Annotated in this window: 21 protein-coding genes and 2 pseudogenes; 18 read left to right on the top strand and 5 right to left on the bottom strand. The window is 68.5% G+C overall.

The genetic code is table 11. The features are described from left to right. Window positions 1–2: 2 nt before the first annotated feature. The 11 genes from ACSHXN_RS40835 to ACSHXN_RS40785 all read left to right on the top strand — a co-directional run bounded on the left by ACSHXN_RS40835 (window position 3) and on the right by ACSHXN_RS40785 (window position 11,447). Window positions 3–1,259, top strand: coding sequence for an MCE family protein (locus ACSHXN_RS40835; protein ID WP_355141578.1), 1,257 nt, complete (start codon window positions 3–5; stop codon window positions 1,257–1,259). After that, window positions 1,256–2,296, top strand: a complete 1,041-nt coding sequence (locus ACSHXN_RS40830; RefSeq protein WP_438306087.1) for an MCE family protein — start codon at window positions 1,256–1,258, stop codon at window positions 2,294–2,296. The genes ACSHXN_RS40835 and ACSHXN_RS40830 overlap by 4 nt, the downstream gene beginning before the upstream one ends. Next, a complete protein-coding gene (locus tag ACSHXN_RS40825) occupies window positions 2,293–3,450 on the top strand; it encodes an MCE family protein (protein ID WP_438306085.1) in 1,158 nt (385 codons plus the stop codon). The genes ACSHXN_RS40830 and ACSHXN_RS40825 overlap by 4 nt, the downstream gene beginning before the upstream one ends. Further along, on the top strand, window positions 3,447–4,556 hold the full coding sequence (locus tag ACSHXN_RS40820) for an MCE family protein (protein ID WP_438306084.1): 1,110 nt from the start codon (window positions 3,447–3,449) through the stop codon (window positions 4,554–4,556). The genes ACSHXN_RS40825 and ACSHXN_RS40820 overlap by 4 nt, the downstream gene beginning before the upstream one ends. Beyond that, entirely contained in the window at window positions 4,553–5,842 is a 1,290-nt protein-coding gene (locus ACSHXN_RS40815) for an MCE family protein (protein ID WP_438306081.1), read from the top strand. The genes ACSHXN_RS40820 and ACSHXN_RS40815 overlap by 4 nt, the downstream gene beginning before the upstream one ends. Further along, complete coding sequence (locus ACSHXN_RS40810) at window positions 5,839–7,113, top strand: MCE family protein (protein ID WP_438306079.1); 1,275 nt, start codon at window positions 5,839–5,841, stop codon at window positions 7,111–7,113. The genes ACSHXN_RS40815 and ACSHXN_RS40810 overlap by 4 nt, the downstream gene beginning before the upstream one ends. A gap of 11 nt (window positions 7,114–7,124) precedes the next feature. After that, on the top strand, window positions 7,125–7,598 hold the full coding sequence (locus ACSHXN_RS40805) for a hypothetical protein (RefSeq protein WP_438306076.1): 474 nt from the start codon (window positions 7,125–7,127) through the stop codon (window positions 7,596–7,598). A 34-nt stretch (window positions 7,599–7,632) separates the two neighbouring features. Continuing rightward, window positions 7,633–8,382 carry a hypothetical protein gene (locus ACSHXN_RS40800; protein WP_355141566.1) on the top strand — a complete coding sequence of 250 codons (750 nt, stop codon included), beginning with the start codon at window positions 7,633–7,635 and terminating at the stop codon, window positions 8,380–8,382. A gap of 381 nt (window positions 8,383–8,763) precedes the next feature. After that, the gene (locus ACSHXN_RS40795; protein WP_438306074.1) at window positions 8,764–10,470 is read left to right on the top strand and encodes a sialidase family protein; all 1,707 of its coding nucleotides are present in this window, start codon (window positions 8,764–8,766) and stop codon (window positions 10,468–10,470) included. Window positions 10,471–10,482: 12 nt separating this feature from the next. Then, complete coding sequence (locus tag ACSHXN_RS40790) at window positions 10,483–10,983, top strand: hypothetical protein (RefSeq protein WP_356113723.1); 501 nt, start codon at window positions 10,483–10,485, stop codon at window positions 10,981–10,983. A gap of 317 nt (window positions 10,984–11,300) precedes the next feature. Next, window positions 11,301–11,447, top strand: coding sequence for a hypothetical protein (locus ACSHXN_RS40785; protein WP_355141560.1), 147 nt, complete (start codon window positions 11,301–11,303; stop codon window positions 11,445–11,447). 357 nt (window positions 11,448–11,804) lie between these two features. On the opposite strand, the gene ACSHXN_RS40780 is transcribed toward ACSHXN_RS40785, so the two are convergent. Continuing rightward, window positions 11,805–12,878 carry an IS110 family transposase gene (locus ACSHXN_RS40780; protein ID WP_438306070.1) on the bottom strand — a complete coding sequence of 358 codons (1,074 nt, stop codon included), beginning with the start codon at window positions 12,876–12,878 and terminating at the stop codon, window positions 11,805–11,807. Window positions 12,879–13,466: 588 nt separating this feature from the next. Between ACSHXN_RS40780 and ACSHXN_RS40775 the strand changes: the two are divergent. Further along, window positions 13,467–14,657 (top strand): annotated as a pseudogene (locus ACSHXN_RS40775) (IS110 family transposase). A 187-nt stretch (window positions 14,658–14,844) separates the two neighbouring features. After that, a pseudogene (locus ACSHXN_RS40770) lies at window positions 14,845–15,453 on the top strand (IS110 family transposase); the annotation flags it as partial. A gap of 7 nt (window positions 15,454–15,460) precedes the next feature. Here ACSHXN_RS40770 and ACSHXN_RS40765 read toward each other — a convergent pair. Then, entirely contained in the window at window positions 15,461–16,426 is a 966-nt protein-coding gene (locus tag ACSHXN_RS40765; RefSeq protein WP_438306537.1) for an NADP-dependent oxidoreductase, read from the bottom strand. A 128-nt stretch (window positions 16,427–16,554) separates the two neighbouring features. Between ACSHXN_RS40765 and ACSHXN_RS40760 the strand changes: the two genes are divergently transcribed. After that, window positions 16,555–17,535, top strand: a complete 981-nt coding sequence (locus ACSHXN_RS40760) for a GlxA family transcriptional regulator (protein WP_438306067.1) — start codon at window positions 16,555–16,557, stop codon at window positions 17,533–17,535. Between the two features lie 140 nt (window positions 17,536–17,675). Here ACSHXN_RS40760 and ACSHXN_RS40755 read toward each other — a convergent pair whose 3' ends face one another. Then, on the bottom strand, window positions 17,676–17,975 hold the full coding sequence (locus ACSHXN_RS40755) for a hypothetical protein (RefSeq protein WP_438306065.1): 300 nt from the start codon (window positions 17,973–17,975) through the stop codon (window positions 17,676–17,678). 344 nt (window positions 17,976–18,319) lie between these two features. Here ACSHXN_RS40755 and ACSHXN_RS40750 point away from each other — a divergent pair, with 344 nt between their 5' ends. Together ACSHXN_RS40750 and ACSHXN_RS40745 are read left to right on the top strand one after the other, a co-directional pair. Beyond that, window positions 18,320–19,342: an IS110 family transposase gene (locus ACSHXN_RS40750; RefSeq protein WP_438306062.1), complete on the top strand. Its 1,023-nt coding sequence runs from the start codon at window positions 18,320–18,322 to the stop codon at window positions 19,340–19,342. Window positions 19,343–21,316: 1,974 nt separating this feature from the next. Next, a complete protein-coding gene (locus tag ACSHXN_RS40745) occupies window positions 21,317–21,916 on the top strand; it encodes a hypothetical protein (RefSeq protein WP_355142448.1) in 600 nt (199 codons plus the stop codon). A 209-nt stretch (window positions 21,917–22,125) separates the two neighbouring features. On the opposite strand, the gene ACSHXN_RS40740 is transcribed toward ACSHXN_RS40745, so the two are convergent. Beyond that, a complete protein-coding gene (locus tag ACSHXN_RS40740; protein WP_438306059.1) occupies window positions 22,126–22,521 on the bottom strand; it encodes a DUF6300 family protein in 396 nt (131 codons plus the stop codon). Between the two features lie 760 nt (window positions 22,522–23,281). Between ACSHXN_RS40740 and ACSHXN_RS40735 the strand changes: the two genes are divergently transcribed. Both ACSHXN_RS40735 and ACSHXN_RS40730 read left to right on the top strand, forming a co-directional pair. Continuing rightward, window positions 23,282–24,145 (top strand): reverse transcriptase domain-containing protein, encoded by an 864-nt coding sequence (locus ACSHXN_RS40735; protein ID WP_438306056.1) that lies wholly within the window; start codon window positions 23,282–23,284, stop codon window positions 24,143–24,145. Continuing rightward, entirely contained in the window at window positions 24,145–24,711 is a 567-nt protein-coding gene (locus ACSHXN_RS40730; protein WP_438306055.1) for a group II intron maturase-specific domain-containing protein, read from the top strand. The genes ACSHXN_RS40735 and ACSHXN_RS40730 overlap by 1 nt, the downstream gene beginning before the upstream one ends. A 289-nt stretch (window positions 24,712–25,000) precedes the next feature. On the opposite strand, the gene ACSHXN_RS40725 is transcribed toward ACSHXN_RS40730, so the two are convergent. After that, window positions 25,001–26,260: an RNA polymerase sigma factor gene (locus ACSHXN_RS40725; RefSeq protein WP_438306053.1), complete on the bottom strand. Its 1,260-nt coding sequence runs from the start codon at window positions 26,258–26,260 to the stop codon at window positions 25,001–25,003. Window positions 26,261–26,262: the final 2 nt, after the last annotated feature.

Below are 26,262 nucleotides of genomic sequence, written 5' to 3'. Positions count from 1 at the left end.
GCATGCACAGAACGAGACTCAGGCTGTACGGCATCGCATTCCTCGCCGTGCTCGCGCTGCTGCTGTCGCTCGCGGTGGCCGTCTACCAGCAGGCGTTCACCTCCATCGTGCCCATCACCCTGGAGGCCGACACCCTCGGCAACCAGCTCGATCCACGCGCCGACGTCAAGCTGCGCGGGCTGCTGGTCGGCGAGGTGCGCGAGGTGCACGCCGACGGCACGAAGGCGACCCTCGACATCGCGCTCAAGCCGCAGTACGTGTCGTACATCCCCTCGGACGTGCACGCGCGGCTGCTGCCCAAGACGCTGTTCGGCGAGAAGTACGTCGACCTCGTCGCTCCCGCCGGCGCCGCGCACGCGTCGGCCCGGCCCATCCGTGCGGGCGACGTCATCACCCAGGACCGCACGAAGGTCGGCATCGAGGTACAGCAGTTGATGAACGACCTGCTGCCGCTGCTGCGCACGGTCCGGCCGGGTGAACTCAACGCCACACTGTCGGCGTTCGCGACCGCGCTGGAGGGCCGCGGCGACCGGATCGGCGGCAACCTCACCCGGGTCGAGGGCTATTTGCGCCGCCTCAACCCGCACATGCCCTCCCTCGAGGAGGACATCACACGGTTCGCGGACGTCGCCGAGGTGTACGGCGACGCCGCGCCCGACCTGATGCGGATCCTGCGCAACACGGTCATCACCAGCCGAACGATCGTCGAGAAGAAGGACCAGTTGGCGTCGGCTCTGCGCGCGACGACCTCCATGGCGGGCACAGCGAACGACTTCCTTTCCGAGAACGGCAACCGGCTGATCACCCTGGGCCGGGTATCGCACCCCACGCTGGAGCTGTTCGCCCGCTACTCCCCCGAGTACCCGTGCCTGTTCAAGGGACTGGTCCGGCAGGAGAAGGCGTCCGAGGACGCGTTCCGGGGTGGCGAGATGCGGATCACCCTCGAGGTCGTCCGGCCGCAGGGGGCCTACCGGCCCGGTGAGGAGCCGGTGTACGGCGAGCGGTCCGGCCCGAACTGCCGCGGCCTGCCGCATCCGCAGGTGCCCGGGCCGAAGCCCCATCTCGACGACGGTACGTCGGCCGGGGGTTCCGGCGACGCACTTCCTGGAGGTGTCGGCGTGTCCGCCACCCGGGCCGAGCAGCGGGCCGTCGACTCACTCGTGGCCCCCGTCATGGGCGTGGCTGCGGACCAGGTGCCACCCGTGGCGACCCTGCTGTTCGGGCCGCTCGCGCGGGGAACGGCGGTGAGTGTCGCATGAGCAGCTCAGGAGCCCGGCAGACCGTCGCCCCGCTGGTCAAGTTCAGTCTCTTCGCACTGGTCACGATCGCGGCGACGGCGCTGCTCGCCGCCACCATCGTCAACGTCTCCTTCACCCCCAAGGACACCTATCACGCGGTGTTCACCGACGTCACCGGGCTGGAGAGCGGCGATGACATTCGGGTGGCCGGAGTGCTGGTGGGACAGGTCGAGGGCATCCGCATCAAGGACCGGACCCTGGCGGAGGTCACGTTCACTGTCAGCGCCGGCCGTCCGCTGCTCGCCGGGACCCACGCGGTCGTCCGCTACCGCAACCTGGTCGGGCAGCGGTACATCGCACTCACTGAGGGCACCGGCGACGTCACCGCCCTGCTGCGGCCGGGCGGCACCATCCCGCTGTCGCGGACCCAGCCGGCGCTGGACCTCAACGCCCTGCTGAACGGCTTCAAGCCGCTGTTCGCCGCGCTCAGCCCGGGCGACGTCAACCAGCTCGCCACCGAGATCATTCAGACCCTGCAGGGCGAGGGCGGCACGGTGAACAGCCTGCTCGCACACACGGCGTCGCTCACCAGCACCCTCGCCGACCGCGACAAGCTGATCGGATCGGTGATCGACAACCTGAACACCGTCCTGGAGACGCTCGACAAGCGCGGCTCCCGCTTCTCCGCGCTGCTCACGCAGCTGCGCCGGGTGGTTGCGGGGCTGTCCGCCGACCGCCGGCCCATCGGGGAGTCGCTGGTGAGCATCGGCGACCTCACGGACGTCACGTCGGGGCTGCTGAAGGACGCGCGCCCACCGCTGAAGGACGACATCACTGGGCTCGGCGATCTGACCGGAACGCTGAATGAGAACGAGAACACCGTGGAGGGTGTCCTGAAGCGGCTGCCGAACAAGCTCGAGAAGCTGACAGGGACCGCCTCGTACGGCTCGTGGTTCAACTTCTACCTTTGCGACTTCGACGGCCGGATCGTGCTGCCGAAGACCAAGCAGGTGATCACCCCGGAGCTGCATGTGGCGCGGGCGAGGTGTGGCGGATGAGCCTGCGCATCAGGCGGCGCACTGTCCGCCGCCCCGAGCCGCTGATCAAAGTCCGGGTCCTGCCGCCGAAGCTGCCCAGGTTGCTGCCCAAGCGCACACCCCGCCCCGAACCCCTGGTGAAGGTGCGCGTCCTGCCGCCCAAGCTGCCCAGGATCCGGCTCAAGCGCCCACGCCTGAAGTCCTTCCGCGAACGCAACCCGGTCGTCGTCGGTGCTGTCGGCCTCACCGTCCTCGCGCTGCTCACCGTTGCCGCCTTCAACGCCGACAGCCTGCCACTGATCGGCGGCGGCGACACCTATAGCGCGGCCTTCTCCGAAGCCGGCGGGCTCAAGCCGGGCGACGAAGTACGGATCGCCGGGGTCAAGGTCGGCAAGGTCACGGGCGTCGACCTGGACGGCGACCACGTCAAGGTGACCTTCAAAGTGAAAGGCCGCCCGGCGTTCGGCACCGACACGGGTGCCTCGATCCGGGTCAAGACGATCCTCGGCGCGAAGTACCTGGCCCTGTACCCGAAGGGGCCCGGCCAGTTGAAGCCGGGCAGCGAGGTCCCGCTTCGGCGGACCGTGTCGGCGTACGACGTCGTCCAGGCCTTCAGCGACCTGACGACCACCACCGAGGAGATCGACACCGGCCGGCTCGCGAAGGCACTGGACACGATCTCCGTCACCTTCCAGGACTCCCCCGAGGAGGTGCGGGTGTCGATCAAGGGGCTGTCGCGGATCTCCCGGACCGTCGCCGCCCGTGACAAGGCGCTGCACGGTCTCCTCGACCATGCGAACGGAGTCACCGAGGTGCTGGCCGGTCACACGAAGGACTTCTCCGCGCTGGTGAAGGACGGTGACGCCTTGTTCATGGAGATCAACAAGCGGCGCAGGGCGATCCACAAGCTGCTCAAGAGCTCCGCGCTGCTGGGCATCGAGCTGTCCGGCCTGGTCGACGACAACAGCAAGGAGATCGGGCCCGCACTGAGGAACCTCAACACCTTCGTGACGATGCTCGACCGCAACCAGGCGAGCCTCGACCGCAGCGTCCGGCTGCTCGCCCCCTACGTGCGGCTCTTCACCAACACCCTCGGCAACGGCCGCTGGTTCGACTCCTACATCCAGAACATGGTCGCCGCCCCGGTCACGCCACGGACGGGAGGCACCCGATGACCCGCAGACTCCTGGCCCTGTTCACCGCGCTCGCGATCGTCGTCGGCGTCGCCGTCGTCCTGTGGCCGGGCCCCGGTCCCGTCCGCGTCACGGCGTACTTCCCGCGCACCGTCGGCATCTACCCCGGCTCTGACGTCCGCGTCCTCGGCGTCCGCATCGGCGAGGTCAAGAAGATCACGCCTGAGGGCGGCCGAGTACGGGTGGAGCTGGAATACGGGGGGGGCCGCAACGTCCCCGCCGACGCCCAGGCCGCCATCGTCAACTCCTCGGTGGTCAGCGACCGGTACGTGCAGCTGCTGCCGGTGTACCGCAAGGGCGCGGTGCTGCGGGACGGAGACGTCATCCCCGAGTCCCGTACGGCTGTTCCCGTCGAGCTAGACCGGATCTTCGACAGCCTGCACACCACCGCCGAGGCACTCGGCCCGAACGGTGCCAACAAGCAGGGTGCCCTGTCCCGGCTGCTCGCAGTGAGCGCGGACAACCTCAAGGGACAGGGCGCGAACCTCAACCAGACGGTGCAGGACCTGTCCCAGGCGGTCACCACGCTGTCCGACGGGCGCGGTGACCTGTTCGCGACCGTGCGGAACCTTCAGGTGTTCACGGCCGCGCTGGCGGCGGACGACACCAGCGTGCGGTCGTTCAACACCGACCTCGCCGACGTGGCCGGGCAGCTCGCCGGGGAGCGTAAAGATCTCGCGGCCGCGCTGAAATACCTGGCGGCCGCACTCGGCGACGTGTCCGGCTTCGTGAAGGGCAACAAGAAGGAGCTGACCTCAGATGTGAAGGGCCTGGCCAAGGTCACCAAGGTCCTGATCACCCAACGGGCCGCTCTGGAGGAGTTGCTGAGCGTCGCCCCCATGGGCCTGTCGAACCTGCAGAACGCCTACAATCCCGCCGCCGGCACCCTCGACACCCGCAACAACGCGCAAGCCCCGCAGGATCCGTCATCCCTTCTCTGCTCGATCCTGAAGACGACCGGCGACGACCACGACAACTGTGCCCGGCTGAAGAAGCTCTTCGGCTCCCTGCCCAAGATTCCCTCGGCGCCGACGTCGACGGGCACGGTCGACAAGACCCTCGGCGGAATTCTGGGGGCACCGGCATGAGCGTGCGGCGCAAGGGGCGGGTGGCCGCCTGGACAACGGTCGGCTCGCTGCTGCTGACCGGCTGCGAGTTCAACGGCTGGTACGACGTCCCGCTGCCTGGCGGCGCCTCGGACGGTCACGCCTACCACGTCACCGTCGACTTCCGGGACGTCCTGGACCTGGTGCCGCAGTCGGCGGTCAAGGTCAACAACGTCACCGTCGGCACGGTCGAGAAGATGGACTTGGACGGCTGGCACGCCCGCGTGCGGCTCAGGATCGCCGACTCGGTGAAACTGCCCGGCAACGCGGTCGCCGATCTGAGGCAGACCAGCATGCTCGGCGAGAAGTACGTCGCCCTGTCCGCGCCGGCCGACACGCGGCCCGTCGGACGGCTCCGCGACGGCGATCGCATCCCGCTGTCCCGCAGCGGCCGCAACCCGGAGGTCGAGGAGGTGCTGTCGGCCCTGTCCGCGCTGCTCAACGGCGGCGGGGTGGCACAGCTGAAGACGATCACCGTCGAGTTGAACAAGGCCATCAGCGGCCGCGAGGACCGGGTCAGGTCCCTGCTGAAGCAGCTCGACACCTTCCTCGGCGGCCTGGATGACCAGCGGGCGGACATCGTGCGCGCGCTGCAGGGCGTCGACCGGCTCGCAAAGCGGCTGAAGAAGGAGAAGAAGACGATCGCCCTGGCCGTCGACACCATGCCGCCCGCCCTGAAGGCCCTCGCCGACCAGCGCAAGGACCTGACGAAGATGCTCACCGCCCTGTCCAGGCTCGGCAAGACCGGCACCAAGGTGGTGAACGCCTCCCACGATGACACCGTCGCCAACCTGAAGAAGCTCCAGCCCATCCTGCAGGAGCTGAACAAGGCGGGCGACGACCTGCCCAACTCCCTCGAACTCCTCACCACGTACCCGTTCCCGCGCAACGCGACGGACGCCGTCAAGGGCGACTACGTCAACCTGAAGATCACTGCCGACCTCGACCTGGCCGGCCTCTACGGCAACGTCACCGGCAAGCCTGGCAAGGGCGGGAAGTCCCCGGCCCCCGGGACACCGCATCTTCCCGGCGTCCCCACTCCCGCCCCTCTCCCGTCTATCCCATCCCTGCCGGGCACCCCGTACGTGCCCCCCGTGCCGCCCGTACCCTCCGCGCCCGCCGTGCCCTCGACGCCTCCCGACGGCAGCACCCTGCTGTGCCCGCCGGTGTGCACCGCCGCCTACGGCACTGAGGGCGGCTCGCGTCGCCTCCCGCCGGGGGTCGATCCTGGCCTCGCCGAGCTGATGCTGAAGGGGATACTGCCGTGATCACACGTACGGTCAGGGCGCAACTGCTCGCCTTCGCGACGGTCACCGCCCTCGGTGTGTCCTACGTCGGCGCCCGGTACACGGGCCTGGTGGACGATGTTTTGCACCGCGGGTACACCGTGCGCGCCGACTTCGCCGAGTCCGGGGGCGTCTTCCCGGGCGCCGAGGTCACCTATCGGGGGGTGCCGGTGGGCCGCGTGGGCGATCTGCGGCTGACCGGGTCCGGCATCTCGGTGGCGCTGAAGATCGAGGACGGTGCCCCGAAGATCCCGGCTGACACGCTCGCGGTGGTCGCCGACCGTTCGGCGGTGGGCGAGCAGTACGTCGACCTCCAGCCACAGCGGTCGGGCGGGCCGTACCTCACGGACGGCAGCCCGATCCCGCGCAGCCGCACCCGGACCCCGCTGCCGGTCACCGACCTGGTCCTCAGCCTCGACCGGCTGGTCAACTCGGTCGGCAAGGACGATCTGCGGGTCACCGTCGACGAGCTGGGCAAGGCGTTCGCAGGCACCGGACCGAACCTGAGCCGGCTGGTGGACTCCGGTGACGCGCTGGTGGAGTCGGCATCCGGGTCGCTCCCCCAAACGGTGTCGCTGATCGAGGACTCGCGGAAGGTGCTCAAGACACAGGCCGACCAGGGCTCGGCCATCAAGTCGTTCTCCCGCGATCTCGCCACGCTCACCCAGCAGCTGAAGTCGAGCGACGGCGATCTGCGCCGGCTGATCGGCTCCACTGGGCTCGCCGCGCAGGAGGTCGACTCCCTGCTGAAGTCCACGCGGCCGCACGTGCCGGTCCTGCTGGCCAACCTCATCAGCGGCGGCCAGATCACCGTGGCCCGGCTGCCCGGCGTCGAACAGGCTCTGGTCACGCTCCCGCTCACTGTCGCGGGCAGCTACACGGTCATCCCCGGCGACGGCACCACCCACTTCGGGCTGACCGTGAACGCCGACGACCCTCCCCCGTGCACCCAGGGCTACAACACCCAGCGGCGCGACCCCGCCGACACCGGCACACGCCCGGCGAACACCGACGCGCGCTGCACCCTGCCGCGCGGCAGCAAGACCTCGGTGCGCGGAGCACAGAACGCGCCCGGCGCGACACCCGGCCGGTACAGCGCCGGCCAGGCCGCGTTCGTGGCCCCCTACGACCCGGAGACCGGCACCGTGACCGGACCGGACGGAACGCCCCTCGAGATCGGCTCGACGGGCGGGGAACAGACCGTGTTCGGAAAGGAGTCGTGGCAATGGCTGCTCGTGGGGCCGATGGCGTGAGAGGCGGACGCATGAGGCTGCTGTCGGCGGGGCTGATCGCCGCGACCGTGTTGACGACCGTGCTGTGTGTCTGGCTGGGCTGGAAGCTGTCCGACCAGCACGCGAAGGAGCAGCGCCGTCAGGACATCCTGGCGGCTGCCCGCCAGTCGGCACTGAGCTTCACCTCGCTCGACTACCGGCACTACGACCGGGACGGCAGCAATGTGCTCAAGGGCGCCACCGGCGAGTTCAAGAAGGAGTTCGCCGCACAGACCGCACAACTGACGAAGCTGGTCGCGCAGAACAAGTCGGTGTCCGAGGGGCAGGTCCTGGAAGCGGGCATCGTGCGATCCGACGCGCACTCGGCCCGGGTCCTGGTCGTGGCCGACAGCAAGGTGACCAACACCGCCGCGCCCGAGGGCCAGGCGCGCACCTACCGGCTCCAGCTCGACCTCACGCGCGTGGCCGGCCGCTGGCTGACCTCCGACGTCGCGTTCGTGGGCTGACCCAGCCGTGAGGCCATCGATGAGGAGAGACACCGTGGCGAACCCGCCCTCCCGCACCCGCGGCACCGGCTCACCGGCCCGCCGCACCATGACCGCGGCCGCCCGCGCGGCAGCCAAGCGCGCCGGGCGGCCCGCGCCCCCCGAGCGCGGCGCCCGCCAGGAAGAGCAGACCCGCTCCGGGCGCACCCTGCTCGTCGAGCCCCCGGCGAACGGCTGGGAGGACCCGCCGGAGCCCGAGTCGTTCGAGGAGGAGCCGGACGACGGCACGCCCCTCCGCAAGGCCGGGCGGAGCGTGCTCACCGCGGTGCTGGGCGTCGTCCTCGTCGCGGCCCTGGTCGCGGCCGCCGTGCTCGGCTGGCATTACCAGCAGGGGCGGCAGGCGGAGCAGGCCCGCGACGAGGCCCTCGCGGCTGCGCGGAAGGCGGCGCCGGTCGTGCTGTCGTACGACTATCGGCACTTGGACCGGGACTTCTCCCGGGCCCGCGCCCTGCTGACCGGGCACTTCCGCGACCAGTACGGCAAGACCACGAAGGCGGTGGTCGCGCCGACCGCGACGAAGTACCACGGTGTGGTGAAGGCGACCGTGGCCACCCCCGCCGACGGCGGCGCCCCCGCGGTCTCCGTTGTGTCGGCCACACCGGACCGGGCCGTCGTCCTGCTCTTCGTCAACCAGGTCACCCAGAGCACTCAGGTCCCAGAGCCCCGGTTGGACCTGAACCGGGTGCGTATGACGCTCACCCGCACCTCCGACGGCTGGAAGGTGAGCGGCGTCGACGCCCTCTGACAAGCCTGGCGTAAGTGCCGTCGCGCAGGCGCGCGGGGGCACTTTTTCGTGGGAGATGGGGTGCGGCCCATATGGGATGACGGGCTTCACGAGGGTCGAGCTGTGGTGGCCCCGGGGGGAGCTCCGCCACCCCTGAGCAAACTACGTCACCGACTCCTGCCGACCCCCTCAGCACCCGTCCGGCCCGTTTCTCGCGACGGACGCCGCCTGTCTCCCCGTAGAGCAGACGAAGGCATCACCCGTACCGCCACTTCGTCCGACTCGCGAACCCACGAGGTACCTGTGGCTCTCTTCTCCGTACTCCGGCTTCGCCACCATCCGCGGTCGCGGGGGCGTCTCGCCGTCGGGTTGCTGACACTCGTCGCCGGAACCCTGCCGAGTGTGACTGCCGATGCCGCCACCCCGCCCTCCGGATCGGTCAGCAACGCCGCGCCCACGACCACGTGGAGCGCCGACCCCTTCACCGTCCCGAATGTCTCCGGCACTACCGGGACGGTGAGCTGCGGGAATGCGCAACCCTGCGACGACTACGCCCTGAAGGTGTCGGTGCCCGCGGGCTACGACGCCGGTCACAGCCTGCGCATCGACGTCAGATGGCCGGACTCCGCCGCCGACTTCGACCTGTACGTCCTCGACGCGGACGGCCGAGAGGTGGCCACCTCGGCCTCTTCCAGCGACCCCGAGACCGTGCTGCTCCCGGCGGTGTCGGCGTCATACACCGTGCGCGTGGTGCCGTACGCGCCGCTCGGCGACAGCTTCACCGGCACCGCGAGTCTGATCACCGCTCCGGTCGATCCGCCGCCGAGTACGGCCACACCGCCGACGTACGCGAACTCCTGGGCCCCCGACGGCATCGCGGACGCGCACAACGCTGGTGAACCCTCGATCGGCGTCGACCGTGCGAGTGGCGCCGCGATGTTCCAGGCGTACACGTCGACGCTCAAGGTCACCTACGACAGTGCCGGTACCGCCATATGGCAGGACAAAAGCGCGACCGCGGCCAACGGCTGCCCCCAGGGCAGCACCACCAGCCTCGACCCGATCCTGTTCACCGACCCGGTCACCCACCGCACCTTCGAGTCGCAGCTCGCCGGCAAGACCGCCCTGACCTGCTACACCGACGAGGACGGTGACACGTGGACGCCGACGGGAGGCTCGGGCATCAACTCCGGTGTGGACCACCAGACCATCGGTGGCGGCCCCTTCGCCCCAGGCGTGCCGGGTGCCGTCACGTCGTACCCGAACGCCGTCTACTACTGTTCCCAGGACATCGCCGATGCCTCCTGCGCGGTCAGTCGGGACGGCGGTCTGACGTACGGGCCCGCCGTTCCGATGTACTCGCTGCTGGACTGCGGCGGTCTGCACGGGCATGTGAAGGTCGCCCCGGACGGCACGGTGTACGTGCCCAACAAGGGCTGCGGTGGCAACCAGGCCGTGGCTGTCTCCGAGGACAACGGGCTGACGTGGACCGTCCGTCACAACCCGTCCAGCACCCCCGGTGAGTCGGACCCGAGCGTGGGGATCGGGGCCGGCGGGACCGTCTACATGGGCTACCAGAACAGCGACGGCACGGCGCGTATCGCTGTCAGCCACGACAAGGGCAAGACGTGGCTGTACGACCAGAACGTCGGCGCGGCCCTCGGCATCAAGAACATCGTCTTCCCGGCCGTGACCGCGGGCGACGACAATCGCGCCGTGTTCGCCTTCCTGGGCACCACCACCGGCGGCAACTATCAGGACGCGGCCAACTTCGCGGGCGTCTGGCACCTGTACGTGGCCACCACCTACGACGGCGGTCAGTCTTGGGTCACCGTCGACGCCACCCCAACCGACCCGGTTCAGAAGGGGTCGATCTGTACGGGCGGCACTACATGCGGCAATGACCGCAACCTCCTGGACTTCATCGACGTCACCACCGACGCCCAGGGTCGCGTGCTCGTCGCCTACGCCGACGGCTGCACCGGCACCTGCGCGAGCGGCGGTGCGCAGAACTACGACGCGCTGGCATCCATCGCCCGCCAGTCCTCCGGCAACACGCTGTACGGCGCGTACGACGCCGTGGTCCGCGGCAAGCACAAGAAGCCCTAAGGAAGCCACTAGATGAAGCCATCACCCTCGGCTGCCGTACTGGTGGGAGCCGTCCTCAGCCTGGCCGCGATCACTGGATGCTCGGCGGCGAACGAGCACGCCGAGCATCCGGGGGCGACGTACGCGGCGGAGCAGGCAACCGATCCGCCGGCCGGGACTGCAGCCGTTGCCGCGCCCGGCGGCTGTCCCACTGCCGCCTCACTGCCGCTCCCCAAGGACTTCCCGGAGAACCTGCCGGTGCCCGACGGCGCGGTCGTGACCTCGGTGGAGCATCGCACTGGCGGTCGGCTCGTCGTCGACACCGTCGTACGGGGCGGCTTCGACACCACCCTGGCGTTCCTGCACAAGCGGCTCCCCAAGGCCGGCTACATCCCCAAGGAGGGCGAAGTGGAAAGGGACGACGCCGAGTCGAACTTCTCCTCCGCGACCGTCCAGGGCCGCTGGAGCCTGCGGAAGATGTCCGACTGCGAGGGAGGGGTGTACCTGACGTACCTGACCTCTGCCGTCTCCTGAACCCCGCCCCGCCAAGCCTTTCCTGGCCGGTGAAAACTGCAAGGGGCCACCCTTCGTGACGAGCGGCACAGCGTGCGCCGTTGACCGAAGGGTGGCCTCTCGGACTGGAAGACCTGGTGAACGGGTGCACCGCGAGCCTGACTGGCCGGCCTGCCGCAGGACAGCGTGAGCCGGAGCAAACCGGCCGTGGCGGTCCTCCGGAGCAAGAGCGATGCTGTTGGGCATGCCCCCAGTTCGTCCCGCATTGGTCACTGGCTTGCCCCACCGGCCGCGACGGCGCCGCCAGCTGGAATCGCACCGACAACATCGGAGTCGGCATGCGCTTCGAGCTCATCGCGTACGAGCCGACCGGCCAGAACAGCTACGCGGTCCACCTCAAGGCGACCAGCAGCCGCTTCAGCGGCACCGGAACCATGCGCATCACCCTGCGGAACGGATCGATAGCTCGGCTTGAGATCGGCTGATCCCACACACAGGGGGCCGGTCGGCTCGACCCCGCTGCCGGCGGCGTCCTGAATCATCGGCCTCCGTTCGGCAGCAACTCACGGAGGAGCTGAGCGACCTCCCGGCGCGCACGGCCTTTCCCAAAGCGTTGCCGTCCCCTACTCCCGGGTCCGATCAAACGGTGTGCGGGCCATCTGTATCGCGGCGATGCGTCGCCATCTGTGATCAGCCCTGTACCGTCGTCTCACCTGCCTCGCGGGAAAAGATCTTGATCAGTGCGGGATGGTGCCATCACAGTCCTTGCGTATCGCCTGATCACCGCATTTCATCGCGGACGGCACGCCGGCGCCGCCCCCCCCCGAGGCTGCTATGTCGTGTCAAGCCGCTTGAGCAAGCTCTTCCAGGGTCGGCTGGTTCCCTCGTTCGAGGATCTTGAAGATCTGGCGGCAGACGTTCCGCTTGAGGCATCGCTGCGCGTCGCGAGGGCTCTTGCCCTCGCCGGTGCGGCGGGCGACGTAGGTCTTCGTGGCGGGGTCCAGCCGCATCCTGATCAGGGTGATCGTGTGCATCGCTCGGTTCAGCGGGCGGTCGTCGCCCCGGTTGAGTCGGTGCTTGTTGGTCAGACCTGACGAGGCCGGGATCGGCGCGACACCGGCGAAGGAGGCGAAGGCGGCTTCGGAGCGAAATCGGCCCCGATGCGACCAGCTGACCAGGATCTGAGCTGCAGTGATCGGGCCGACACCGAGCAAGGCCAAGAGCTCGGGAGCCTGTTGGCGGACGAGCTCATGGAGCTCGTCCGCCAGCTCGCGGGCCTCGGCCTGGAGGTGCCGGATGCGCTGGGCGGTGGAACGCAGGGCGCGGATGGTCATGCGGTGCTCGGCGGGCAGCGCGGGCCGGTCGCGGAGGCCAGCGCAGCGCCTGACCTGCTGTGATCGGCTGAGGCGGCGCAGGTCGGTGCGCAGGTCGTCCGGTGCGGAGATGATCAGGGCCTTGAGTTGGTTGATGGCCGCAGTGGAGGCGTGCACCGCGCCCTGTCGGGTGGCCAGCAGCACGCGTATGGCCTCGCGTTCTCCGCGCTTGCGGGGCTGGATGAGGTGCTCGGTGGCCAGGGCCTCGCGGGCTGCGCGAATGGCGTCGAGCATGTCCGTCTTGCGTCCGCCGCGGACCGGAGGGCGCTTGGGGCGGCAGACCTCGATGACGCGTTCGCCAGCGTCCTCGAGGAAGGCAGCGAGGCCGGCGCCGAAACTGCCGGTTCCTTCGAGTGCCCAGCAGCGGCGGCCAGGCACCTTCAACCGGGCGAAGTCGAGAAGGCGCTGGTAGCCGCGGCCATGGGCGGGCGCGTCGGTGGTCTCCAGGACGGCGCCGATGGGGCTGACGGCGGCTGCGGCGAGTGTGTCGCGGTGGGTGTCGACGCCAATGACGCCGTCGACGTGTTCTGCGAGCATGGTCACGCGGTTGTTCTCCTCCGGGCGGACGGGCCGTGGTCGGCGTCGGCCTGGGTGGAGTCACCACGTGGCGGAACTGTGATGAGTCACGCCGGAAGGCGGACAAGCTGCTGATCAAGCCAACGGGTGGGCCAGGCCGGCGCCCTCATCCGGCAGACATCTCGGGGGAACGGCAGTCCCTGACGGGACGCCAGTTATTTTGCGAGTCATGCCGGATCACGAGCGCCGAGCCTGGCAGCAACCCATCCCGGGCCGCAGAAGAACTCTCACAGTTATCTTCTTTGCGGTCCTGCAAGAGGGCCGCTGGCCTCCGGGCCCGGCATGGCTGTTGCCCCCTGTCGAACGGATGACCTGGGGGGTGGTCCTACGTTGTTGATGGGTCGGATGGTCTGTCGTACGGTCCGGAGGATCCAGTGGCCCCGGGTATGGCTTGGGGGTGGTTGCCTTCAATGGTTCCTGTGACGCCTGGCCGCCCGGGGCCGCACGACGACTCGACCACTGATGAGGAGCTGCGGGCCCGCGGGTATCGCTGAGTAGGACCATGCTGGAGGGGTCGTCCGGATGTACGAAGTACGTCGAATGACCGGAGAAACCATGGCCTGGAACTGGGCAGGAACTGATATCGGCAAGGCTCACCACCACACCGTTGTCCTGAACAACGATGGCGAGGTGCTGCAGTCCCGGAAGGTGGTCAACGACGAGGCAGACCTGCTGCGTCTCATCAGCGAGGTGCTGGCGCTCGGTGAGGATGTCGTGTGGTCCGTCGACGTAGCCGACGGCATGGCTTCCCTGCTGGTCAACCTCCTGCTCAACCATGGACAGACCGTCGTCTATCTGCCCGGCCTCGCGGTGAATCGGGCATCGGCCGGCTACCGCGGCCTGGGCAAAACCGATGCGAAGGACGCCCGGGTCATCGCTGATCAGGCACGTATGCGCCGCGACCTCCACGTCCTGACCCCGGAGAGCGAGCTGACCGCCGAACTGCGGGTGATGACCGACCGGCGGGCCGATCTAGTCAAGGAACGGACACGGAAGACCAATCGTCTGCACGCGCACTTGCTGAGCATCTTCCCGGCCCTGGAACAAGCTCTGGAACTGACGAGCATAGGCCCGCTGATGCTGCTGTCCGGCTACCAGACGCCGGCTGCGTTACGACGTCTCGGCCGCAGGCGGCTGACGACATGGCTGCGCAACCGCAGGACCCGCAGCGCAGAAGACCTGGCCACCGCCGCTGTTGATGCCGCGGAACAACAGCACACGCGACTTCCCGGCGAGGCTGCGATCGCCCACGTTGTCCGCGACCTGGCGCTGGAATTGCTCGGTCTCCACGAGAAGATCCACGAGCTGGACAAACTCATCGAAGCCCGATTTCGCGAGCACGAACTCGCGCCGGTGATCTCCAGCATGCCCGGTATCGGACCGCTGCTGGGCGCCGAGTTCCTCGCTGCCACCGGCGGTGACTTGTCTCGGTTCCCCAGCGCAGACCGGCTCGCCGCGTTCTCGGGCGTCGCGCCCGTTCCCCGCGATTCCGGCAACGTTAACGGCAACCTGCACCGGCCCCGCCGCTACCACCGCGGCCTCCAACGCGTCTTCTACCGCTCCGCGCTGATCAGCATCCGCACCTGCCCCGAGTCCCGGGCCTTCTACGACCGCAAGCGGGCCGAGAAGTAGCCACACAAGCACGCCGTCCTCGCACTCGCCCGACGTCGCGCCAACGTCCTGTTCGCCATGATCCGTGACCGAGAGATCTATCAATCAACATCCAACGTCACCACTGCGGCTTGACAACAACATGAGGAGGTGTCACCGGGCCCGAGAGGCGCCGTTGGAGACGCTGATCAGAGGTCCGGCCGCCGCCCGGCCCGGCGCAATGCCCGGCATCCCGCGGGCGGCAGGTCTGCATAACGTGGATGCGCGCATACGACGCCAACGCCCTGGCCAGCACCGCACGAACCTCGTTCGGGAGGATGGGTTGTACGACATCGACGACGTGGGCGTCTTCCTCGGCCTGGACGTCGGCAAGAGTGCCCACCACGGCCACGGGCTGACCCCGGCCGGCAAGAAGGTCTTCGACAAGCAGCTGCCCAACAGCGAGCCGAAGCTGCGGGCCGTCTTCGACAAGCTGGCCGCGAAGTTCGGCACCGTACTGGTGATCGTCGACCAGCCCGCCTCGATCGGAGCCCTCCCGCTCACGGTCGCCCGGGACGCGGGCTGCAAGGTCGCCTACCTGCCGGGCCTGGCCATGCGGCGGATCGCCGACCTGTATCTGGGCGAGGCGAAGACCGACGCCAAGGACGCCGCGGTGATCGCAGACGCCGCCCGGACGATGCCGCACACCCTGCACTCTTTGGAGCTCACCGAACAGATCACCGCCGAACTGACCGTGCTGGTGGGCTTCGACCAGGACCTGGCGGCCGAGGCCACCCGCACCTCCAACCGCATCCGCGGCCTGCTCACCCAGTTCCACCCCAGCCTGGAACGCGTCCTTGGGCCGCGTCTGGACCATCAGGCCGTGACATGGCTGCTGGAACGCTACGGATCTCCGGCCGTGTTACGAAAGGCCGGCCGCCGCAGGCTCGTAGGGAAGGTCAGTCGGTCACGGTGAGGACGACCTTGCCGCGGGTGCGGCCGGCCTCGACGTGGGCGTGGGCCGCGCCGGCCTGTTCCAGCGGGAAGGTCTCCTCCACCTCGACGGCGACCTCACCGGCGTCGATCAGGTCTGCGATCGTGGCCAGCGCGGGACCGTCCGGCTCGACCAGGTACGCAGTGACGCGCACGCCGGCTGCCTCGGCAGCCTGGGCCAGGTCCGGGGAGACACCGGCCGGGATGGCGACCAGCAGGCCGCCGGGGCGCAGGACCTTCAGCGAGCGGGTGCTGGTCTGGTCGTGGGCGTCGCCCACCAGGTCGATGACGACGTCGATGTCCTTGACGACGTCCTCGAAGCGGGTGGTGGTGTAGTCGATGGTCTCGTCGGCGCCGAGTTCCTTGAGCCAGGGGTGGCGTGCTTCGCTGGCGGTGGCGATCACGTGGGCGCCCAGGTGCCGGGCGAACTGGACCGCGAAGTGGCCCACCCCGCCGGCGGCGGCCGTGATCAGGACGCGCTGGCCGGCTTGGACGTGGGCGGTGTCGACCACGGTCTGCCAGGCGGTCAGTGCCGCCAGGGGCACGGCGGCCGCGTGCGCGTGGTCGAGGGTGGCCGGCTTGCGGGCCCACTGGCGGACCGGGGCGGTCACGTACTCGGCGTAGCCGCCGGCGGCGCGCGGGAACCACGGCATGCCGTAGACCTCGTCGCCGACCTTCAGGGTGGTGACGCCGAAGCCGACCTCCTCGACGACACCGGACACGTCCCAGCCGAGGATCAGCGGGAGCGTCTGCAGCCCCGCCATGCCCTGGCCCTCGCGTGTCTTCCAGTCCACCGGGTTGATCCCGGCGGCGTGCACCCGTACCAGCACCTCGGTCGGCAGCGGCTCGGGGCGCGCGACCTCCTCGACGGTCAGCACCTCCGCTCCGCCGAACTCGCTGATGGTGACTGCCTGCATGGTGTGCTCGCTCATGTTGTCCTCGCTCATGTCCGTCTCACTGTTTCTTGTGCCGGGACCGCGGTCCCGGCACAAGAAACAGTGGCGTGTGCTCGCGGAGGCGGGTGAGTGGCCGGGAGGACATCCGTCGTACCATTCTGGCCATGACACATCGTGTTGTCGTTCTCGCCCTCGACGGAGTCCAGCCGCTGGACCTGGGCATCCCGGCCCGGGTGTTCAACGAGGCCTGTAAACCGGATGGAACCCGTCTGTACTCCGTCGTCACCTGTTCCCTCGGTGGCCGGCCGGTGCGCACGCACGAGGACTACCGGATCATCGTCGACCACGACGAGTCGGTGCTGGAGACCGCGGACACCGTCGTTCTGGCCACGCAGGAGCCCAGCGAGCAGCTGCTCGCGACCGGCGCGCTACCCGAGGAACTCGCCGCGGCCCTGGACCGGATAGGGCCGCAAACCCGCATCGTCAGCCTGTGCACCTCGGCCTTCCTGCTCGCGGCGGCCGGTCTGCTGGACGGCCAGCGGGCCACCACCCACTGGGCGCTGTGTGACGCGCTGGCGCGGCTGTTCCCCGACGTCGACGTCGATCCGGACGTATTGTTCGTCGACAACGGACGCATCCTGACGTCCGCCGGCGGAGCGGCCGGCATCGACCTGTGCCTGCACCTGGTCCGTCTGGACCACGGGGCGGCGGTGGCCTCGGCCGCCGCGCGGCGCTGCGTCGTGGTGCCGTGGCGCGAGGGCGGGCAGGCCCAGTTCATCGAGCACCCGGTTCCGCAAGACACCGACCGTTCCACTTCGGCGACCCGGCAGTGGGCGCTAGACCGGCTGGCCGAGCCGATCACACTGGAGGACATGGCCCGGCACGCGCACATGAGCGTGCGCACCTTCACCCGGCGGTTCCGCAGCGAGGTGGGCAGCAGCCCGCTGAAGTGGCTGGCGCAGCGGCGGCTGGCTCACGCGCGCCTGCTGCTGGAGTCCACCGACCTGACCGTCGCACGGATCGCCACCGTCTGCGGCTTCGGCGACCCCGTCGCCCTGCGCAAGCACTTCCACACGTACCTGGGCCCGTCACCACTGGCCTACCGTCGCGCCCACAACGCACCGGAGCCGATGACGGCACGGTGACCACCCAGCCGGATCAGGGCTGAGCATGTCCTTGTGCCGTCACGATGGCGAACGCCCCGGCGACCGGCTCGGATGGAGCCAGGCCGCCGGGGCGGGGTGGCGGCCAGGCGGTACGTGACCACAGAACCGCGGTAAGGCGTTCAAACGAAGAAGAGGCGCTCGAGCTCGTCGCTGCCGGCCGGCCGGGTGTACAGGGTGCGGCCGTCTTGGATGACTTTCTCCAGGTGGGCGTAATCTGCAGGGCCCGGTTGGTGGTGTCGGTCTTGCTGTCGCCGGTGAGCTTGACGGCCTGGTCCAACGCCGCGGCCGCGGTTCAGCACCCGCTCCGCGATCGCCAGTTCATCCCGCTCGGCCTGGACCTCCTGGAGTTGCTTGACCAACTCATCGGCGAGAGCGTCCAGTTCGCTCCGGCGGGCGGTGATCCACTGCCGCTCCTGCATCCCCCGCGCCCTCCCGCCTTCTCACGGCGTGTCGACCTGCCGACAGATCGTAGGCGGGGGCCGGTCGTGGGCGCAGCCGAACCCTGCATCCCGCCGGAGCCAGACCTGCCCGATGATCTACGCCATGATCATCGGCCGCCGACCGGCACGAGTACCCAATTCACCATTCACACCAGACCCGTGACCTGCGACTTCACGATGCACACCGCTCAATGAGGCTGGGGGCTCGCCACGCGCTTGATCCACAGGTCTTGATGCGATGAAGGGGCGGGGCGCCTTCGCCCCCGCGGGCTGCTGGGGTAGGTCCCAGGTACTGACGTTCGTCACGGCGAAGGAGGCCCCTGGTGAGCGAGTATGACGGACACCAATACGTCGGCATCGACCTGCACCGCAGGCGATCCGTCATCGTGCGGCAGACCGATCAGGGCGAGCAGCTGAGCGCGGTACGAATCGTCAACGACCCGGTGGCCCTGGGCCTGCAGATCGAGCAGGCCGGGACCCGCCCGGACGTGGTCCTGGAGGCCACTTACGCCTGGTACTGGGCGGCCGACGTGCTCCAGGCGGCCGGAGCACAGGTTCACCTGGCGCACCCGCTGGGCGTGAAGGGGTTCGCCTATCGGCGTGTCAAGAACGATGTCCGCGATGCCGCGGACCTGGCCGACCTGCTGCGCATGGGGCGGCTGCCGGAGTCATGGATCGCCCCGGCCGAGACCCGGGAACTGCGCGAACTCGTGCGTTACCGGGCCAAGCTGGTCGCGCTCCGCTCCGGGCTGAAGGCTCAGGTACATGCCGTGCTTGCGAAGGCCGGCGTGCTCATCGCGGTGTCTGACCTGTTCGGGGTCGATGGCCGTGCCCAGCTCGAGCAGACCGCTCTGTCCGGCGCCTATGCCCAGCGCGTGGCGTCCCTGCTGAAGCTGATCGACATCCTCGACGCGGAGGAAGACCTCTTCAACCGCCGCATCGCCGAACGGCTTCGCGGTCACGCCGGCTGCGGGGCCATCCAGTGGCTGCCCGGCATCGGGCCCGTACTGGCGGCTGTGCTGGTCGCCGAGATCGGCGACGTGCATCGCTTCCCCTCCGCCGACCGATTGTGTTCCTGGTCCGGACTGACCCCGCGGCACTACGAGTCCGACACCGTCGCACGCCGCGGACACGTCACCAAACAGGGCAGCAAGCTGGTCCGCTGGGCGGTCGTGGAGGCTATCCAGCGCAAGACCACCCCCAAGATCAAGGAGGATCGGGCCCGGATCGAGGCCCGCCGCGGCAAGAACATCGCGAAGATCGCCGCGGCCCGCAAACTGCTCACCCTGGTCTACTACGGGCTGCGCGACGGGCACATCCGCGCCCTGGCCCGCCAGGCCGCGTGAGCAGCTCGGTGGCGGCAGGCGCGCGGTCGGGCAATTGTCTGACCCCCACCCGGCGCGGTCGCGGTTTTGATTGACCCCGCCTGCCGCACGTCGCACCGCTCCATGCGGCCTCACGCCGCGAAGGAATGACCGGCAGCCGAGCCCTGGCCCTGCCCTCCTGCATCACACAGCGGAGACGAGCGACACCCACAACCCCACAGCACACATACACGCTCGCCGACCTCACCCGTTGCCCGCGAGCCGGTCAACGCTGCCCAGAACCATCAACAACCAGCAGATATACCGCCCTTGACGAAACCCACCCCTTCAGGAATGACGAAACCCACCCCTTCAGGAATGACAATTGCTCGCAGCCGCGGCGTCCTTGTTCTTGCGAACTGGAACGCTCCCTTTAGGGTGCCGCGTGCGCTCCGGAACGCGGCCACGCTCGCCGCCAACCCCTCCATGCTGGCCGCAAAGGGGCATGGGGACGGCGTTGACGGTCACAGCAACAGGTGCGCAGCACCTGTCAGCGCCAACCACCAGGTCACTGAGCCAGCGCCACTGACACTCAGATAGCGATGCTCAACTGACACTCTCTCGCAGACCATCGCGTAGCGGCCGGAGCGGGCGCAGTCTGCCCGCCCCGCGTCCCGAGTTCATCCGTGACGTCGCTGACCTGAGTGCCGCGCTGCAGGACCTGTACGAGAAGGACGGCTCTTCGTCTGTGCGCACCATGGAGCAGCGGGCGGGCCGGTACAGCGTTCTGCCGCGCAGTACCGCGTACCGGGTCATCACCCGGCAGGCCGTGCTGCACAGCCTGGACCAGTTCCGGGCCTACCTGAGGGCATGTGAGGTCCCGGAGGAGGACTGGTCTGTATGGGAAACGGCCTGGACTAGGGCTTGGAGGCACGAGAAGTAGGAAGACGAGGACTCCGTCGCGCCCATGGCCGATGGGCCGTGGGTCCCGTTTCCCAGCGGGAGCCGGCTCGGGATGACCTCCCGGTGCCCTTGCGGGCGTGAAGGTTCGACTTCCTCCACTCCTACCACCCTGTACACCCCTACCTCGGCGGCGTGTCTACCGTGTGCGGCGAGGACGAGCGCGCAGCGCTTGGGCCGGGGCCACGGCCAGGATGTTTCGCATCGTCACCGCATCCAAGCCGGTGCGCTGGGCAATGTGTTGGATCGGCTCTTTTGCCCGCCTGGAGGTGTTGATCGCCGCCGCCAGGTCGCGTCGGGCTGCAAGCAGAGCCTCCTGGACCGCCGTCACGTCAGGTACCGGCGTGCATCCGGGCGTCTAGAGATCGGGTTCCGCTGGACAGACTGACCCACTCTTAGATGCCTTGGTGTAGCCCAAGCCCTACCCGGAAAACCTGGCCCACCCAGGGCCTGGATATCACATAAAACGCCCTCAGAAAGCAGCAATTCTGGAGAGTTAGATAGGAGTTCATATGCCCCTGTAACCTTGCGGCCGCACCAGATGGAAGCAGTTGAAAGAGTACTGCAAGCACTCCGGATTCCTGCCGGTGGACGTATGCCAGAACACGGAGGCGCACACTCACCAACGTCCACTGCTGAAAACAATCTGAGGATACGTCAAGAGACAGCTTGAGGAGGTCTGGACTCAACCCCGATTCCCCTCTCCAAGGCCCGCCACATAGGTGCAGAGAGCAGGGCAGGAGCGAGCATGTACCAGCGCCCCTGCATAACCCGTGTACCCGTAAGGGGTCACGGGCGGGTGCCTGAGCAGAGGGGGGTCGGGGAAGCCCACGGCGCCCCGGCGCGATGCTGCCGCTTCCGCCTTTCCCCACGAAGATTTGCCGCCCGGGTCCCGCGTCTGCGATCTTGTGCGGGGCGGCGACCTCAAGACGCAACCCAGCCGCCGGCGCACTCGCCTAGGGGTCCACCACTAGACCGCTGGTGGGCCGTTGGCCTAGCACGAGCAGCGGCCTGCTCTCTGAACTTCCCGTGGCCCTACGAAGAAAGGGAAATAGCGTGAACACCAAAAAGGTTACGGCCCGACGTCTTACGATCGAGGAGGTTTCAGAATTGGGCCTCCAAGAGGACATCTTCGTCTCGGCAGAGATGGACGATCTTCCTCTCGATTGCTACGCCCCGGCCTCCCTCACAAAGCCGGGTAAATATTTCGATGGAGGATCCTTCACCGCAAGGACAATCTTCGGTAAGGAAGTTCACGTTCTTCCAGACAATGCCGAGGAGCGCGGGATCTGGGTTGCCGACGAGGCAGGGGAAGAAATCGAGGTTCTCCAGAGTGCTGGCGTCCTCCTGAACCTCGCCCTCTTCGTGCCAGGCGGGGACAACGAATCTCTGGAATCGCTCTACACCGCCGCAAGAGAGGCATTCGGCGCGGGACTCGTTCAGCGCTGGAACGAGGAAGTCGTCGCGGTGCCGGACGTCAAGGTCGACCTCTTCGAAGAGCCGACCCGCGGGCGGAAGAACACGAACAACCAGATCCGCGACCGCCGTGCGCTGGACATCTACCCCACCCGAGTGCGGTTCATGGAGCCCAGCGCTGGCTGGAGGTTCGTCGTCGAACCGCACAAGGAAACCATCGACAACACACCAACGATCTGAGCTGACAGCAGCCCCGAGAAGGCGTACCAGCGCAACCGCCGGTCCTCGGGGCTGATCGACTGCTAGCCCCGATGGGATCGGATCCTGACGTACCCGGCCGATCCAGCGTGCATCAGTCCCGCCAAGCTTTCCCATAAGGGGCACATATGAGCAGAAGGGCTGCCGCCTTCGGCGGGCATCGTCCTACAGCTCACCCGACAACCGCGGGCTCACGGCTGGTCGGGCGGCTTCTCATGCCAGTACCAGCCGTGAGCCGCCATGGCTTCCCTGGTCCACTCCGTCAGCAGCTGCGCGGCTTCCTGCGACCGGCTTTCGTCATGGCCGCCGCCGTCGGCGAAGAACTGAACGAGGATGCCGGCCGCGGGCCGCGTCGCATCACCGGAGTCGCAGGACGTGCACAGTTCCAGATGGATCGGCCATCCCTGGTCGTCGTCCTGGGGCATCACGGCACTGATAAGCAGGTTCCCGCGGCAGCGGGAGCATTGGGGCAGCCGGCTGGATTCCTCAATGAAGGCCATCAGGCTGCCCCTCGCGCGAACGTACGTGTCCAAGGCAAGGCTGCCCCGATAACGGCTCTCGGGCCCATGGGTCAGGTCCCATTCCACGCACCTGGTCCAACGGAATCCCTAGAGCGAAGCCGCTCGGATGCGCATGCGCAGGGCGCTTGCGCAGTTGATTGAGCGTGCAGAGTGCTCCGGTCCATTCCCGCAGGCGCGGGGATCAGTACACCTCGCAGGGCTAGGGCACAGGAGTGCGCCACGAGGCGCTACGCAATCGAGTGGAGGTGAAAGACCACCACCTCCGGGCCGTCGCAGCGGCCCGGTGAAGCTGGGGGCAGCCTGATCCGGGGAACGCCGGGGAGGGCGGCAAGCAGCCCCGACAACGGCGGGACGTGCCGGGACTACCGGACGGTGCGGGTCCGTCTAGCAAGGTCAGAAGGTGTAGCGAAAGCGAACCAGTGGTTGAAGCTCCGTAAGCAGCGAGCCGGCTCAAATCTGGTGGATACGGACCGGTATGCAGCGCGTGACCTGCGTGTCTTCGGACGGGCGGGTCAACTCCGAAGCCGGATTTCCTGTTCCGGTGGGGAGGCCACGTTGAAAGCCTGCGGCGTAGGCGTGGCGATGCTGCCGGAGTAGAGCTGGGCGTCTCCCTGACCGATCGATTGTGTGGTGAACGTGGGAACCATCCGCGGTCGCCCGAGCCGCCGGACAGCCGGTTCGGTGGTGGGCAGGTCCGTTGCCGACTGATGGCCGTGGGTGGGGCGGAGGCCCCGTAGTAGTCGCGGGAGTAACGACCCGTTGTGGAGATCGGGAAGGCCAGTCGCAGGGCAAAGGGGGCCAGCAAGTCAGTGGCCGAAGTACTCGAATGTCGGGAGGGTCGCCGGTAAATACCGACGAGCTGGAGCGTGCCTTGTATGAGGCGGAGCGCCGGGTACTGAAGATCCAGACCAAGCTGCACCGTTGGGCTCGTGATGATCCTCATCGCAGGTTCGACGACCTGTTCAATCTCGTTGCCGACCCGGGCTTTCTGCTGGTGGCCTGGGATCGGGTGCGGGGTAACAAGGGTGCACGCACGGCCGGGGTGGACGGACGCACTGCGTCGTCCATCGCGCTGTGGGTCGGTGTCGAGGAGTTCCTCGACGTACTGCGGTCGCAGATCAAGGACCGCAGTTTCCAGCCCATGCCGGTGCGGGAGCGGATGATCCCCAAGGCGGGCGGCAAGCTGCGCCGCCTGGGGATCGCGACGATCACCGACCGGGTGGTGCAGGCATCCTTGAAGCTGGTGCTGGAGCCGATCTTCGAGGCGGATTTCCTCCCGTGTTCCTACGGGTTCCGCCCGAACCGCCGGGCTCACGACGCGGTGGCAGAGGTGCGTCTGCTCACGTCCAAGAAGTACGAGTGGATCGTGGAAGGCGACATCAAAGCCTGCTTCGACGAGATCTCACACACCGCTCTGATGGAGCGGGTGCGGGCACGCGTCGGGGACAAACGCGTCCTGGCCCTGGTGAAGGCGTTCCTCAAGGCGGGCATCCTCAGCGACGACGGCTTGCTGCGGGACAACGACACCGGCACCCCGCAGGGCTCGATCCTCTCGCCGTTGCTCAGCAACGTCGCGCTCTCGGTCCTGGACGAGCACATCGCCCAACTGATCTCAACGAGCGCCGAAGGCGTCGACGCCGAGGTCTGCCCAACTACCGGCTGGTCCGGTACGCGGACGACTGGTGCTTGATGGTCCACGGCACCAAGGCAGACGCCGAAACGCTACGCGCCGAGATCGCGGAAGTCCTCACCATGATGGGCCTTCGCCTGTCGCCGGAGAAGACTCTGATCACCCACATCGAGCAGGGCCTGGACTTCCTCGGCTGGCACATCCAGCGCCACCGGAAACCAGGCACCAACCGGCACTACGTCTACACCTACCCGGCCAAGAAGGCCCTGCGGGCCATCATGGCCAAGGTCAAGACGCTCTGCCGAGAGGTCGGCACGAACCAGCCGCTCGATGCCCTGCTTGTCCGGATCAATCCGGCAGTGCGGGGCTGGTGCGTCTATTTCCGGCCCGGGGTGTCCTTCGCAACCTTCTCCTACCCGCGCAACTACATGTGGCACACGGTCTGGAGATGGGTCCAGCGCAAGCACCCCAAGACAGGCCGGAGGAAGATCTTCAGCCGCTACTGCGGCCGCAGATCATGGTGGACCGGGGAGACCCGGGAACTGTTCAACCCGATCACGGTAGGCACCACTCGCTACCCCTATCGGGGCCTGACGATTCCCACCCCCTGGGACGCCACGGGATGAGAACAACCACCACGAACCCCTCCGAGGCTTGTCGAGAGCCGGGTGCGGTGCCAAGTCGCATGCCCGGTTCGGGAAGCGGCTCCGGGGAAACGGGCCGGTCGAAAGACCAGCACCGCGCCCCGGGCCGACTTCACCACTTGCTGGTCGGGGCCAGTCTGTGAACGGGTGTCCCGTCTCCAGAGATCTGGTCCCTGTCTCACATGACCTGGTCCGATTCGCTTGCGATCTCAGGTGACCTGGTTCGCCGACGTCAGTAGTTGTCCTGCCTCACCGAGCTTTGACCGGTGGCTCACCTTCCCGTTCCCGCTCGCGCGGCCAGTCGGGCGGCGCGCAGGCTGAGGTGGTGCCGCTCCGGGAGGCTGGTGGTGCGGTGGGCAGCGGTGCGGAAGTCGGCGATGGCGGCCTCCCTCTCGCCGGCGAGTTCGTGCAGATGGGCGCGGACGGCGTACAGCCGGTGGTGGCCGGCGAGCGCGGGCGGTGGGTCGGCGAGCAGGGCGAGGCCGACGGCGGGGCCGTCCACCATGGCGGCGGCGACCGCCCGGTTCAGGGTGATCAGCGGGTTGTCGGAGATACGGGCGAGCACCCCGTACAGAGCGAGGATCTGCGGCCAGTCCGTTTCGGCAGCGGTGGGCGCCTCGTCGTGGACGGCCGCGATTGCCGCCTGCACCTGGTATGGGCCAACCGGGCCGCGCGGCAGGGCGGCGGTGATCAGTGCGACGCCCTCGGCGATCGCAGCTGTGTCCCATCGGCTGCGGTCCTGCTCGGCGAGGGGGACGAGTTCGCCGTCGGGGCTGGTGCGGGCGGGGCCGCGCGCCTCGGTGAGCAGCATCAGCGCGAGCAGGCCGGCCACTTCGGCGTTGTCCGGCAGCAGCGTGTGGACGGCCCGGGCCAGGCGGATCGCTTCCCGGGAGAGTTCGACGCGCCGCAGCTCGGGGCCGGTGCTGCTGGCGTAGCCCTCGTTGAAGATCAGGTAGAGGACGTGCAACACCGCGTCCAGCCGGGCCGGCCACTCGGCGTCATCCGGCATCCGGAACGGCACCCCGGAGGCCTTGATCCGCTGCTTGCCCCGGCTGATCCGCTGGCCCATGGTCGCCTCGGGGACGAGGAAGGCGCGGGCGATCTCGCCCGTGGTCAGCCCGCCGACCGAGCGAAGGGTGAGCGCGATCGCCGAGGCCGGCGACAGCTCAGGGTGGCAGCACAGGAACAGCAGCGTGAGGGTGTCGTCGTGCGCACCCTCGTCTCCAGCGTCGGCCCCCGGTGCGGACCGCCGGTCGGTCGGGATCTGCCCGGCCACCAGCTCCTCGCGCCGACTGCGGGCCTGCTCGCTGCGGACCTGCTCGGTCATCCGGCGACTGGCGACCTGAACCAGCCAGCCACGCGGGTTGCGCGGCACACCCTCGGCTGGCCACTGGGTGGCGGCGTCCAGCAGGGATTCCTGGACGGCGTCCTCGGCGGCGGCGAAGTCTCCGTAGCGGCGGGTGAGCACGCCGACGACCTGCGGCGCGAGCGTGCGCAGCAGGTCGTCGACGGCTGGTTCGAAGGTCGTCATAG

Source organism: Streptomyces sp. HUAS TT11, from assembly GCF_051553595.1.
Classification (GTDB): domain Bacteria; phylum Actinomycetota; class Actinomycetes; order Streptomycetales; family Streptomycetaceae; genus Streptomyces.
This window is presented reverse-complemented; position numbering and strand designations above follow the sequence as displayed.

Coding starts and splice junctions, on each gene's coding strand:
- ACSHXN_RS40725 (WP_438306053.1), bottom strand. CDS start 26,260: ATGACGACCTTCGAACCAGCCGTCGACGACCTGCTGCGCACGCTCGCG.
- ACSHXN_RS40765 (WP_438306537.1), bottom strand. CDS start 16,426: ATGAGCGAGCACACCATGCAGGCAGTCACCATCAGCGAGTTCGGCGGA.
- ACSHXN_RS40760 (WP_438306067.1), top strand. CDS start 16,555: ATGACACATCGTGTTGTCGTTCTCGCCCTCGACGGAGTCCAGCCGCTG.
- ACSHXN_RS40830 (WP_438306087.1), top strand. CDS start 1,256: ATGAGCAGCTCAGGAGCCCGGCAGACCGTCGCCCCGCTGGTCAAGTTC.
- ACSHXN_RS40805 (WP_438306076.1), top strand. CDS start 7,125: ATGAGGCTGCTGTCGGCGGGGCTGATCGCCGCGACCGTGTTGACGACC.
- ACSHXN_RS40825 (WP_438306085.1), top strand. CDS start 2,293: ATGAGCCTGCGCATCAGGCGGCGCACTGTCCGCCGCCCCGAGCCGCTG.
- ACSHXN_RS40730 (WP_438306055.1), top strand. CDS start 24,145: ATGGTCCACGGCACCAAGGCAGACGCCGAAACGCTACGCGCCGAGATC.
- ACSHXN_RS40755 (WP_438306065.1), bottom strand. CDS start 17,975: ATGCAGGAGCGGCAGTGGATCACCGCCCGCCGGAGCGAACTGGACGCT.
- ACSHXN_RS40820 (WP_438306084.1), top strand. CDS start 3,447: ATGACCCGCAGACTCCTGGCCCTGTTCACCGCGCTCGCGATCGTCGTC.
- ACSHXN_RS40815 (WP_438306081.1), top strand. CDS start 4,553: ATGAGCGTGCGGCGCAAGGGGCGGGTGGCCGCCTGGACAACGGTCGGC.
- ACSHXN_RS40835 (WP_355141578.1), top strand. CDS start 3: ATGCACAGAACGAGACTCAGGCTGTACGGCATCGCATTCCTCGCCGTG.
- ACSHXN_RS40785 (WP_355141560.1), top strand. CDS start 11,301: ATGCGCTTCGAGCTCATCGCGTACGAGCCGACCGGCCAGAACAGCTAC.
- ACSHXN_RS40735 (WP_438306056.1), top strand. CDS start 23,282: ATGTCGGGAGGGTCGCCGGTAAATACCGACGAGCTGGAGCGTGCCTTG.
- ACSHXN_RS40790 (WP_356113723.1), top strand. CDS start 10,483: ATGAAGCCATCACCCTCGGCTGCCGTACTGGTGGGAGCCGTCCTCAGC.